The organism is Micromonospora foliorum (assembly GCF_022229015.1).
Taxonomy (GTDB): Bacteria; Actinomycetota; Actinomycetes; order Mycobacteriales; family Micromonosporaceae; genus Micromonospora; species Micromonospora foliorum.
In genome coordinates this window covers 1-11,114 of sequence record NZ_JAKKFF010000052.1, presented here as the reverse complement: position 1 = coordinate 11,114, position 11,114 = coordinate 1, and the positions used below count along the sequence as shown (strand labels likewise).

At 72.1% G+C, this 11,114-nt stretch carries 11 protein-coding genes; 9 read left to right on the top strand and 2 right to left on the bottom strand.

Annotated elements, in window-relative coordinates; all coding sequences use genetic code 11:
• Both PSH25_RS04815 and PSH25_RS04810 read left to right on the top strand, forming a co-directional pair.
• The coding region (locus tag PSH25_RS04815) for a serine/threonine kinase C-terminal domain-containing protein (RefSeq protein WP_502361343.1) at nucleotides 1–895 on the top strand (895 nt) is incomplete at its 5' end.
• Between the two features lie 48 nt (nucleotides 896–943).
• Complete coding sequence (locus PSH25_RS04810; protein WP_238657851.1) at nucleotides 944–2,611, top strand: phospho-sugar mutase; 1,668 nt, start codon at nucleotides 944–946, stop codon at nucleotides 2,609–2,611.
• Nucleotides 2,612–2,740: 129 nt separating this feature from the next.
• Here the strand turns inward: PSH25_RS04810 and PSH25_RS04805 are convergent, their stop codons facing one another.
• Both PSH25_RS04805 and upp read right to left on the bottom strand, forming a co-directional pair.
• Nucleotides 2,741–3,418 carry a GOLPH3/VPS74 family protein gene (locus PSH25_RS04805; protein WP_238657850.1) on the bottom strand — a complete coding sequence of 226 codons (678 nt, stop codon included), beginning with the start codon at nucleotides 3,416–3,418 and terminating at the stop codon, nucleotides 2,741–2,743.
• 72 nt (nucleotides 3,419–3,490) lie between these two features.
• The gene (upp, locus tag PSH25_RS04800) at nucleotides 3,491–4,123 is read right to left on the bottom strand and encodes a uracil phosphoribosyltransferase (protein ID WP_109819875.1); all 633 of its coding nucleotides are present in this window, start codon (nucleotides 4,121–4,123) and stop codon (nucleotides 3,491–3,493) included.
• A 133-nt stretch (nucleotides 4,124–4,256) separates the two neighbouring features.
• Here upp and deoC point away from each other — a divergent pair, with 133 nt between their 5' ends.
• From deoC to PSH25_RS04765, 7 genes are all read left to right on the top strand, one after another.
• The gene (gene deoC, locus PSH25_RS04795; protein WP_238657849.1) at nucleotides 4,257–5,216 is read left to right on the top strand and encodes a deoxyribose-phosphate aldolase; all 960 of its coding nucleotides are present in this window, start codon (nucleotides 4,257–4,259) and stop codon (nucleotides 5,214–5,216) included.
• Nucleotides 5,217–5,222: 6 nt separating this feature from the next.
• Nucleotides 5,223–6,653: an aldehyde dehydrogenase family protein gene (locus PSH25_RS04790; RefSeq protein ID WP_238657848.1), complete on the top strand. Its 1,431-nt coding sequence runs from the start codon at nucleotides 5,223–5,225 to the stop codon at nucleotides 6,651–6,653.
• Nucleotides 6,646–7,470: an aldehyde dehydrogenase family protein gene (locus PSH25_RS04785; protein WP_238657847.1), complete on the top strand. Its 825-nt coding sequence runs from the start codon at nucleotides 6,646–6,648 to the stop codon at nucleotides 7,468–7,470. Before PSH25_RS04790 ends, PSH25_RS04785 begins: the two co-directional genes overlap by 8 nt.
• 148 nt (nucleotides 7,471–7,618) lie before the next feature.
• Nucleotides 7,619–8,092, top strand: coding sequence for a BlaI/MecI/CopY family transcriptional regulator (locus tag PSH25_RS04780; RefSeq protein WP_238657846.1), 474 nt, complete (start codon nucleotides 7,619–7,621; stop codon nucleotides 8,090–8,092).
• 10 nt (nucleotides 8,093–8,102) lie between these two features.
• The gene (locus PSH25_RS04775; protein ID WP_238657845.1) at nucleotides 8,103–9,008 is read left to right on the top strand and encodes a M56 family metallopeptidase; all 906 of its coding nucleotides are present in this window, start codon (nucleotides 8,103–8,105) and stop codon (nucleotides 9,006–9,008) included.
• Nucleotides 9,009–9,293: 285 nt separating this feature from the next.
• Nucleotides 9,294–10,547 carry a cytochrome ubiquinol oxidase subunit I gene (locus PSH25_RS04770; RefSeq protein ID WP_238657844.1) on the top strand — a complete coding sequence of 418 codons (1,254 nt, stop codon included), beginning with the start codon at nucleotides 9,294–9,296 and terminating at the stop codon, nucleotides 10,545–10,547.
• A gap of 10 nt (nucleotides 10,548–10,557) precedes the next feature.
• The coding region (locus PSH25_RS04765) for a cytochrome d ubiquinol oxidase subunit II (RefSeq protein ID WP_238657843.1) at nucleotides 10,558–11,114 on the top strand (557 nt) is incomplete at its 3' end.

The window sequence follows — 11,114 nt, the reverse complement described above, 5'->3', positions numbered from 1 at the left end:
CGGCCGGCCGGCGGCCGGGCGCACCTACGGCGGCAACGCCGACGCCACCCAGCGGGTGGACGCCGGCGGGCACCCCGACGCCACCCAGCGGGTCAGCTACGGCAACCCGGCCGATGCCACCCAGCAGGTCGGGTACGGCGGCGCACCGGAGGCCACCCAGCGCATCGGCGGCACCTACGGCGGCGGCAACCAGTGGTCGGTGCCGGGCACCGGTCAGCCCTGGGCCACCACCCCGGCCGCTTCGGGCGGCAGCGCCCTGGACAAGGTCCGGGCCACCGGAGGTCAGCTCGTCACCACGGTCAAGGGCTGGCCGCGCAAGGTCCAGCTCGCCGCGGCCGGCGGGTTGGTCGTCGTGCTGCTGCTCACCGCGGTGGCGCTCTCCGGCGGCGAGGACACCCCGCCGAGCACCCCGGCGGCGCAGCCCACCGCGTCCGCCCCGGCGGCGCCCACCGTCGAGATGCAGGAGCACACGGCCCGCGGGATCCAGGTCATGGTGCCGAAGGGCTGGAAGAAGGCCACCGGCGGCTCGTACACCGACTACATCGACCCGCAGGACAGCGGCCGCAAGGTCCGCATCATCACCGAGAAGTGGTCCAGCAGCTCGGTCCGCTGGGCGGAGACGGCCGAGAACGGCCTCAAGACCAGGAGCACCTCCTGCGTCAAGCCGTACAACCAGATCTCCTCCACCGAGACCGAGCTGGCCAGCAAGCCGGCCGCCGAATTCGAGTACACCTGCGGCGAGGGTGACGTGATGCGGCACGGCGTCTGGCGGGGCGTGGCGCAGGACGGCAAGGCGTACTCGTTCTACCTCACCGCCACGGACGCCAAGTTCGCCGAGAGCAAGCCGATCTTCGACGAGATGGCGCGGACGTTCCAGCTCACCGGGAACGGCTGAGCCGGAGGGAACCCACAGGGGTGATCCGTCGCCGTGCTATCAAGGGGCATGGCGGCGGACACCACTGACATCGACGACATTCGCGAGCAAGCCCGGCGCTGGTTGGCCGACGACCCCGACCCGGTCAGCCGGGACGAGCTGACGGCGGTGCTCGACGGGCTGCCGGCGAGCGCCCCGGAGTTGGCCGACCGGTTCGCCGGCCCGCTGACCTTCGGCACGGCGGGCCTCCGCGGCCCGCTGCGCGCCGGCCCGAACGGCATGAACCTCGCCGTGGTCACCCAGGCCGCTGCCGGCCTGGTCACCTGGCTCGCGGCCCAGGGTGGCACCGGCCCGCTGGTGATCGGGTACGACGCCCGGCACGGCTCCCGGCAGTTCGCCGAGCGCACCGCCCAGGTGGCCACCGGCGCTGGTCGCCCGGCGCTGCTGCTGCCCCGCCCGCTGCCCACCCCGGTGCTGGCGTACGCCGTGCGGCACCTCGGCGGCGTGGCCGGAGTGATGGTCACGGCCAGTCACAACCCGCCGCAGGACAACGGCTACAAGGTCTACCTGGGCGCGGAGCTGGGTGGCGAGTTGGGCGCGGGGGCGCAGATCGTGCCCCCCGCCGACGCCGGCATCGAGGCGGCAATCCGGTCGGTCGGGCCGCTGGCCCAGGTGCCGCTGGGCGAGCCCGGTCAGGTCCTCGGCGACGATCTGGTCGCCTCGTACGTCGAACGGGCCACCGCGGTGATCGACCCGGACGGGCCACGGGACCTGACTGTGGCGTACACCCCACTGCACGGGGTGGGCGCGGCGGTGCTCACCGCCGCCTTCGCCCGCGCTGGTTTTCCGACCCCCGGGGTGGTGCCCGACCAGGCCGAGCCGGACCCGGCGTTCCCCACCGTGTCGTTCCCCAACCCGGAGGAGCCGGGTGCGGTGGACCGGCTGATCGCCCTGGCCGACTCCACCGGCGCGGACCTCGCCATCGCGAACGACCCGGACGCCGACCGTTGCGCGGTGGTCGTCCGGGACGACCGCGACGGCTGGCGGATGCTGCGCGGCGACGAGGTGGGTGTCCTGCTCGCCGACCACCTGATGCGTCGGGGGGTGACCGGGCTCTACGCCACCACGATCGTGTCGTCGTCACTGCTGCGGGCGATGTGCGCGGCCCGGGGCCTGCCCTACGACGAGACGCTTACCGGCTTCAAGTGGATCGTGCGGGCCGGCGGCGGGAGCGCGCCGCTGGTCTTCGGCTACGAGGAGGCGCTCGGTTACTGCGTCGCCCCGGAACACGTCCGGGACAAGGACGGCATCACCGCCGCGCTGACCGTGGCCGAGTTGGCCGCCGGCCTGAAGGCGCAGGGTCGTTCGTTGACCGACCGGCTGGACGAGTTGGCCGCCGAGTTCGGCGTGCACCACACCGACCAGCTCTCCGCCCGGGTGGACGACCTGCGGGTCATCGCCGACGCGATGGCCCGGATCCGGGCGGTCACCCCGGCCACCCTGCTCGGGCAGCCGGTGGACAGCGTCCGGGACCTGCTACCCGAGTCGGACGTGGTGATCCTGCGTACCGCGGTGGCCCGGGTGGTGATCCGCCCGTCCGGGACCGAGCCGAAGCTCAAGGCGTACCTGGAGGTGGTGGAACCGGTCGTGGACGGTGACGTCCGGACGGCCCGCAGCAGGGCGGCGTCGGCCGTCGCCGCGCTTCGCGCTGAGGTCAGCGCTGCCCTTGGGCTCTGACTTCGCAGCACCCACCCACAACAAGCCCGCCCTTTGCTCTGCACCCGCGGAAGCGCCATTCAACCGTCGGTCCGTGGTGCCCGGGCGGGTGCAGAGCAAAGGGCACGCCGAGCGGGGTCGACCCGACGGTCAGCGGCGCGGGCCGAGGGCCTGGTCGACGGCCCTGCCCAGGGCGGCGACCACCAGGCCGACCGACGGGCGGACCACCGAGTCGTCGGTGCTCACCTCGCCGGAGAACCCGGCGCCGGTGGCGATCTCCGTCAACCGGCGGCGGGCATCGGCGGCGGCCTCGCCGCTCACGCCGAGCGCGGACTCCATCCGGAGCACCACGACCAGGGTGGCCAGCGCTGCGGTCCGCTCGTCCGGGGCGGCCGCGCCGGTCAGTGCCTCGGCCAGCCGCTGCCGGGTCTCCGCCTCGACGGAGGTGTCCACGACCGGGTAACGGTGCACGTGGATGAAGCCCAGCTCGGTCTCGTCGATGTCCCGGACGACGCCCTGCCGGCACAGGTCGGCGAGGATCCGGTCGCGCAGGCCGTGCCGCAGACGCTGCACCCAGGACGCCGGCGTGTGCGGGGTGTCCGCGGCGATCCGGCTGAGGACATCGTCGCTGAACGGCTCGCCGGTCGGCGTCGGGTCGATCACCGTAAGGGATCCGTCGGCGTACGCGATCCGGCCGGCCAGGGCCAGCTCGACCAGCACCGCGGCGGCCATGCCCAGGTCCAGGCTGATCCGCGGCATGGTCGCCTTGCCGGTCGTGTCGTCGTAGGCGAGGAGCAACAACTCCTCGGCGAGCGCAACACCAGTCATGGCCGGAGACGCTAGCGGGTCCGCGCACCTCGCGCACGGACCCGCCGGACCCGGCACCGACCGGGTATCACCTCAGAAGCGGGGCATTCCACCGAACTGGCGGTCACCGGCGTCGCCGAGCCCGGGGACGATGAACATGCGGTCGTTGAGCCCTTCGTCGATCGAGGCCGTGACCAGGCGCAACGGCAGGCCGGAGCGCTCCAGCCGCTCGATGCCGACCGGGGCGGCGAGCACACAGAGCACGGTGATGTCGGTGCAGCCGCGGTCGGCCAGCAGCTGGCAGCAGTGCTCCAGCGAACCACCGGTGGCCAGCATCGGGTCGAGCACCAGCACCGGCAGCCCGGCCAGGTCGCGCGGCAGCGACTCCATGTACGCGCGAGGCTCGTAGGTCGCCTCGTCGCGGGCCAGGCCCACGAACCCCATCGAGGACTCGGGCAGCAGGCCCAGCGCGGCGTCCGCCATGCCCAGCCCGGCGCGCAGCACCGGCACCAGCAGCGGCGGGTTGGCCAGCCGGGTGCCCTCGGTGCCGGTGACCGGCGTCTGCACCGGGTACCGCTCGACGGGGAAGGAGCGCGCCGCCTCGTACACCAGCATGGTGGTCAGTTCGTGCAGTGCCGCCCGGAACGTCGAGGAATCGGTGCGCGCGTCCCGCATGGCAGTCAACCTGGACTGGGCCAGCGGGTGGTCAATGACGTGTACGTCCACGATCGCTCAACCTACCGGTCCGTAGCGCGCGGCGGTGCGGGTGCGGTCGGACCAGGGACGCCGCTCACGTCGGAGCGTCACCGAGCGCTCGTGAGCAAGATCACTCGGCGGTCCGGTGCGTAGACTTCTCGGCATGACGGCGACAACGACGTCGGCCCGGTCGGAGCTCTCCGAGCTGGGACGATCCGAGACCGCTCTGCGGACCTTCCTGCACGGCCTGCCCGGCGTGGACCAGGTCGGCGCGGAGCAGCGGGCGGCACAGCTCGGCACCCGCTCCATCAAGACCACCGCCAAGGCCCAGGCGATCGACCTGGCGATCCGGATGGTCGACCTGACCACCCTGGAAGGGGCGGACACCCCGGGCAAGGTGCGCGCGCTCGCCGCGAAGGCCCTACGCCCGGACCCGGCCGACCCGTCCTGCCCGCACGTCGGCGCGGTCTGCGTCTACCCGGCGATGGTCCCCTACGTGGCCGAGGTACTGCGCGGAAGTGGCGTGCACCTGGCCAGCGTGGCGACCGCGTTCCCGTCCGGTCAGGCGCCGTTGGAGATCAAGCTGGCCGACACCCGGGCCGCCGTCGCGGCCGGGGCCGACGAGATCGACATGGTGATCAACCGGGGCGCGTTCCTGGCCGGGCGCTACAAGGAGGTCTACGACGAGATCGTGGCCACCAAGGAAGCCTCCGGGGACGCCCACCTCAAGGTGATCCTGGAGACCGGCGAGCTGGCCACCTACGACAACGTGCGGCGGGCCTCCTGGCTGGCCATGCTGGCCGGCGGCGACTTCATCAAGACCTCCACCGGCAAGGTCCCGATCGCGGCGACGATGCCGGTGACCCTGGTGATGCTGGAAGCGGTCCGCGACTTCCGCGAGGCGACCGGGCGGCAGGTGGGCGTGAAGCCCGCCGGTGGCATCAAGACCACCAAGGACGCGATCAAGTACCTGGTGATGGTCAACGAGACCGTCGGCCCGGACTGGCTCGACCCGGACTGGTTCCGCTTCGGCGCGTCCAGCCTGCTCAACGACCTGCTCATGCAGCGCACCAAGCTGACGACCGGCACCTACTCCGGTCCCGACTACTTCACCCTGGACTGATAGCCGATGTTCGAATACGCCCCCGCCCCCGAGTCCCGCTCGGTGGTGGACCTCAAACCCTCGTACGGGCTGTTCATCGACGGCACGTTCGTCGACCCGACCGACGGTGGCAGCTTCAAGTCGATCAACCCCGCCTCCGAGGAGGTGCTGGCCGAGGTCGCCGAGGCCGGCGCCCAGGACGTGGAACGCGCGGTGCGCGCCGCCCGGAAGGCGTACGACAAGGTCTGGGGTCCGATGCCGGGCCGGGACCGGGCGAAGTACCTGTACCGGATCGCCCGGCTCATCCAGGAGCGCTCCCGCGAGCTGGCCGTGCTGGAATCGCTTGACAACGGCAAGCCGATCCGGGAGTCCCGTGACGTCGACCTGCCGCTGGTCGCCGCGCACTTCTTCTACTACGCGGGCTGGGCCGACAAGCTCGGTCATGCTGGCTTCGGCGCGAACCCGCGCCCCATCGGCGTGGCCGCGCAGGTCATTCCGTGGAACTTCCCGCTGCTCATGCTGGCCTGGAAGATCGCCCCGGCGCTCGCCGCGGGCAACACGGTGGTGCTGAAGCCGGCCGAGACCACCCCGCTGACCGCGCTGCTCTTCGCCGAGATCTGCCAGCAGGCCGACCTGCCGGCCGGCGTGGTCAACATCGTCACCGGCGCCGGCGAGACCGGCCGGGCGCTGGTCGAGCACCCCGGCGTGGACAAGGTCGCCTTCACCGGCTCCACCGACGTGGGCCGGGCCATCGCCCGGTCGGTCGCCGGCACCCGCAAGAAGCTCACCCTGGAGCTGGGCGGCAAGGCCGCCAACATTGTCTTCGACGACGCGCCCATCGACCAGGCCGTCGAGGGCATCGTCAACGGGATCTTCTTCAACCAGGGGCACGTCTGCTGCGCCGGCTCCCGACTGCTGGTCCAGGAGAACGTGGCCGACCGGGTGCTGGAGTCGCTGAAGCGACGCATGGCCCAACTGCGGGTCGGCGACCCACTGGACAAAAACACCGACATCGGCGCGATCAACTCGGCCGCCCAGCTGGAGCGGATCCGCGAACTGTCCGACGCCGGTTCGGCCGAGGGCGCCGAGCGCTGGTCACCGCCGTGCGACCTGCCCGACCGGGGCTTCTGGTTCGCGCCGACCATCTTCACCGGCGTCACCCAGGCACACCGGATCGCCCGCGAGGAGATCTTCGGCCCGGTGCTGTCGGTGCTCACCTTCCGCACCCCGGCCGAGGCCGTGGAGAAGGCAAACAACACGCCGTACGGGCTGTCGGCCGGGATCTGGACCGACAAGGGCTCCCGGATCCTGTGGATGGCCGACCGGCTGCGCGCCGGCGTGGTCTGGGCCAACACCTTCAACAAGTTCGACCCCACCTCGCCGTTCGGTGGTTACAAGGAGTCGGGCTACGGTCGCGAGGGCGGCCGGCACGGGCTGGAGGGCTACCTCAATGTCTGAGCGGGTCGCGGTACGCAAGACGTACAAGCTCTTCATCGGCGGGAAGTTCCCGCGCAGCGAGTCGGGACGGTCGTATCTCGTGCAGTCCTCGAATGTGTCACTGGCCTCCCGCAAGGACGCCCGGGACGCGGTGGTCGCCGCCCGCGCCGCCGTCAAGGGCTGGGCCGGCGCGACCGCGTACAACCGGGGTCAGATCCTCTACCGGGCCGCCGAGATGCTGGAGGGCCGCCGCGAGCAGTTCGTCGCCCTGGGCATCCCCGGCGACGAGGTGGACGCCGCGGTCGACCGCTGGGTCTGGTACGCCGGCTGGGCCGACAAGGTCGCCCAGGTGTACGGCGGCGCCAACCCGGTCGCCGGCCCGTACTTCAACATCTCCGCCCCGGAGCCGACCGGCGTGGTCGCGGTGGTCGCCCCGGAGCGCCCGGCGCTGCTCGGCCTGGTCAGCGTGATCGCCCCGGCGATCGTCACCGGTAACACCGTGGTGGTGGCGGCCTCGCCCACCGAGCCGCTGGCGGCGGTGACGCTGGCCGAGGTGCTGGCCACCTCCGACCTGCCCGGCGGAGTGGTCAACATCCTCACCGGCGCGATCACCGAGACCGCCCCGACGTTGGCCGCGCACATGGACGTCAACGCGATCGACCTGACCGGGGTCACCGACGCCGCGCTCGCCACCGACCTGGAGGTCAAGGCGGCGGAGAACCTCAAGCGGGTGCTCCGACCGGCCCCGGCCGACCACGACTGGTCGGTCGACCCGGGCCTGGATCGGATGACGGCGCTGCTGGAGACGAAGACGGTGTGGCACCCCAAGGGGGTGTGATCGTTTTTCCTCGGCCCTTGGGCTGGGTGATCATGGGGTTGGCGGGTTTTTGATCTCGCTCGGCCCGGCCAACCCCATGATCACCGCTGGGGTGAGGGCGGGGACGGCTCGGTGGGTGGGGGTCTACTACCGGGGGTAGGATTGGTTTGTGACTCGGTTGGGCGATCTTGAGCGTGCGGTGATGGACGTGCTGTGGGACGTGGTTCCCGGCACGTCGGACGGAGTGACCGTGCGCGAGGTGGCCGACGCGCTCGATGGCCGCGAGCTGGCGTACACCACGGTGATGACCGTGCTGGACCGACTCGCCGGCAAGGGCATGGTGCAACGGGAGCGGGAGGGTCGGGCCTGGCGGTACCGGCCGGCCGCCAGCCGCGAGGCGCACATCGCGCAGCTCATGCTCGACGCCCTCGACCTGGGTGGCAGCCGGGACGCCGCGCTGGTGCGGTTCGCCCGCTCGGTGACCGGCACCGAGGCCGAGGTGCTGCGGGCGGCCCTGGGCAGCGAGGCCGGCCTGACCGGCTCGGGCTCCACCGGGAGCAACGCAGGCGGGGCAGACGCCCTGACCGATCGGGTGGACGGGCCGGCGGGCCGGCGACCCGCCGGCGAGGCAGCGGAGCGGTAGGGCGCACGCCATGGCCTACGCCGTGCACTTCGCCGCCACGATGCTGGCCTGCTATCTGACCGCCCAGGTCTTGGCGCGCTCCACCTGGACGTGGCGCAGCCCCCGGGTGGCGATCGTCTGCTGGCAGGCCGTCGGGCTGGCGCTGGGCCTCTCGGCGATGGGCCTGCCGATGGCGCTCGGATTGAGCGCGTACGAGCGGCCGACCGGTAGCGCACTGCTCGCCCTGGCCAACGACCTCGCCCACGGTGCCCTGCCGGTCGGTGTGGGCACCTTCCACCTGGCCGGCGTCGGCGTGGGCTTCGGCATCGGGGCGGTGCTGGTCACCACGACGGTGCGCAGCATCCACGGCACCGTGCGTGCCCAACGCCGCCACCGGGACCTGCTCTCCCTGGTCGCCCGGAACGACCCGGCCGCGCCGGGCGCGCTGGTGCTGGATCATCCGAGCGCCGCCGCGTACTGCCTGCCGGGCGTGAAGCCGCAGGTGGTGGTCAGCGCCGGCACCCTGAGCCTGTTGGACCGGGCCGAGCTGGCCGCGGTGCTCAGCCACGAGCGTGCGCACGCCCACGAGCGGCACGACCTGGTGCTACTGCCGTTCACCGCGCTGTGCCGGGCGCTGCCGTGGTTCGGCTGGGTGCGCGACGCGCACGAGCGGGTCGCCCTGCTGGTCGAGATGCGCGCCGACGACAAGGCCCGCGAGCTGCATGCCGAAGCCCCGCTGGCGGGGGCGCTACGCCGGTTCGCCGCCGCCGGGCACCGGATCACCCCGGCCGGCGCGCTGGGCATGGGCGACCGGGATCTCGACGTACGGGTGCAGCGCCTGCTGGTCAGCGACCGGCCGCCCCGGGTGCTCGGTGCCACCGCCCTCGCGGTCGCCACCACGTTGGTCGCCCTGCCGATCACCCTGTTCCTGAGCTGACGCCCACACCGCACCACTGAGCCCACGCGGGCAGAACCGCGCGGGTTGCGCCAGCCCGCGCGCCCGCACCGCGAGCCCGTACCCCCCTCGCAAGATCGCGCTCGATCCAGGATCGAGGGGCATCCCGGGGCCGCGAGACCACTACATCCAGGGTCGAGCGCGATCTTCCCCCAGTACTACGTGGCGTAGTAATGTCACCTACGACAGGGCGTAGTAGGCAGACATGTAGCGATGCTACGTGTAGGGTGGCTACGACAAGGGAGCCAACGCTAGGGAGGGCTGGTCATGGACACCCTGCTCCTCGCCCGCCTGCAGTTCGCCACCACCACCTCGATCCACTTCCTGTTCGTGGTCGTCACGCTCGGGCTGGTCACCCTGCTGGTCGGCATGCAGACCGCCTGGGTGCTCACCGGCAACCCGAAGTGGGAGCGGCTGACGCGCTACTGGGGCCAGCTCTACGTGATCAACTATGTGCTCGGTATCGCCACCGGCATCGTGATGGAGTTCCAGTTCGGGCTGAACTGGAGTGGCCTGTCGCGCTACGTCGGCAACGTCTTCGGGGCGCCCCTGGCCATCGAGACGCTTGTGGCGTTCTTCCTGGAGTCCACGTTCCTCGGGATGTGGATCTTCGGCTGGCACCGACTCGGCAAGGGCGTCCACCTCGCGTTGCTCTGGGGCGTGGCCATCACCGCGTACGCCTCGGCGTTCTGGATCATGGTGGCCAACTCCTGGCTGCAGAACCCGGTCGGTTACGAGGTCCGCGACGGGATCGCCCACCTCACCGACTTCGGGGCGCTGCTCACCAACCCCAGCCTCGGCATGGCCTTCGGGCACGTGGTCTCGGCGGCGCTGCTGGTCGGCGGGATGCTGATGGCGGCGGTCAGCGCCGGGCACCTGATCCGGCGTACCCCGGACTTCGCGCTCTTCCGCACCTCGCTACGGATCGGCCTGGTCACCGCGGCACTGGCCATCACGATGGTGCAGGGCTTCGGTTTCGCCCAGTTCGGCCCGGTCGGCGCGGTGCAGCCGACCAAGTTCGGCGGCGACAGCCCGGAGGCCCAGGCCCTGATCGCCGAGTGGACCAGCCGGTTCGGCCCCGGCGACTACGCCCCGCCGGTGCTGGCCAGCGTCGGACTGGGCTTCATGATCCTGATCGGCTTCACCCTCGGCTGCGTCTGGCTCCTGCTGCCCCTGCTCTTCCGGGACTGGATCATCCGACTGCGCTTCCCGCTCTGGCTGATCCTGCTCGCCCTGCCGCTGCCGTTCGTCGCGGTGATCCTCGGCTGGATCTCCCGGGAGGTCGGCCGCCAACCCTGGGTGGCGTACGGGCTGCTCCCCACCGAGCAGGCCGTCTCCCCGGTCAGCGCACCGCTGATGCTCGCCTCGCTGATCGGGTTCAGTCTGCTGCTGGGCGCCCTCGCCGTCACCAACTGGGTGCTGCTCGCCCGGCACGCCAGGCGCGGCGCGGCCGACCCGGCCCTCGGCCGCCCACCGGCACCGCCCAGCGAGCCGGCCCACCCCGAACCCGCCCTCCTCTGAGGAGTAACCAGTGGACCTCGCCTGGTACGCCCTGCTCGGCCTCTTCTTCGCCAGCTACCTGGTGCTCGCCGGCTACGACTACGGCGTCGGGCTGCTGCTCGCCCGCGGCGTCGGTCCGGCCGGGCGGCGGGAGGCGCTGACCGCCCTCGGCCCGTTCTTCCTCGGCAACGAGGTCTGGTTGGTGGCCACCGTGGGCATCCTCTTCGGCGCGTTCCCCCTCCTGGAGGGCGAGTTGCTCGCCGGCTGCTATCCGGCCGTCGTCGGCGCCCTGGTCGGCGTCATCCTGGTCACCGTCGGGGTGCAGCTACGCAGCCGGCCCACCGACGAGCGGAGCCGCGCCCGCTGGGACCGCGTCCTGGTGGTCGGCAGCGCCCTCGCCGCGCTGGGCTGGGGTGTGCTCCTCGCCGCGCTGTTGCAGGGCGTGCCACTCCAGGCCGACGGGCACGTCGCCGGGGTGGCGCACCTGGCCACCCCGTTCGCGGCCGCCGCCGGGCTGGCCATGGTCACCCTGGTCGCGGTGCACGGGGCGACCTTCCTCGCCCTTTTTCTGTCCTCCTATGCGGCCGC

Coding starts and splice junctions, on each gene's coding strand:
- PSH25_RS04810 (WP_238657851.1), top strand. CDS start 944: ATGGCGGCGGACACCACTGACATCGACGACATTCGCGAGCAAGCCCGG.
- PSH25_RS04805 (WP_238657850.1), bottom strand. CDS start 3,418: ATGACTGGTGTTGCGCTCGCCGAGGAGTTGTTGCTCCTCGCCTACGAC.
- deoC (WP_238657849.1), top strand. CDS start 4,257: ATGACGGCGACAACGACGTCGGCCCGGTCGGAGCTCTCCGAGCTGGGA.
- PSH25_RS04790 (WP_238657848.1), top strand. CDS start 5,223: ATGTTCGAATACGCCCCCGCCCCCGAGTCCCGCTCGGTGGTGGACCTC.
- PSH25_RS04785 (WP_238657847.1), top strand. CDS start 6,646: ATGTCTGAGCGGGTCGCGGTACGCAAGACGTACAAGCTCTTCATCGGC.
- PSH25_RS04775 (WP_238657845.1), top strand. CDS start 8,103: ATGGCCTACGCCGTGCACTTCGCCGCCACGATGCTGGCCTGCTATCTG.
- PSH25_RS04770 (WP_238657844.1), top strand. CDS start 9,294: ATGGACACCCTGCTCCTCGCCCGCCTGCAGTTCGCCACCACCACCTCG.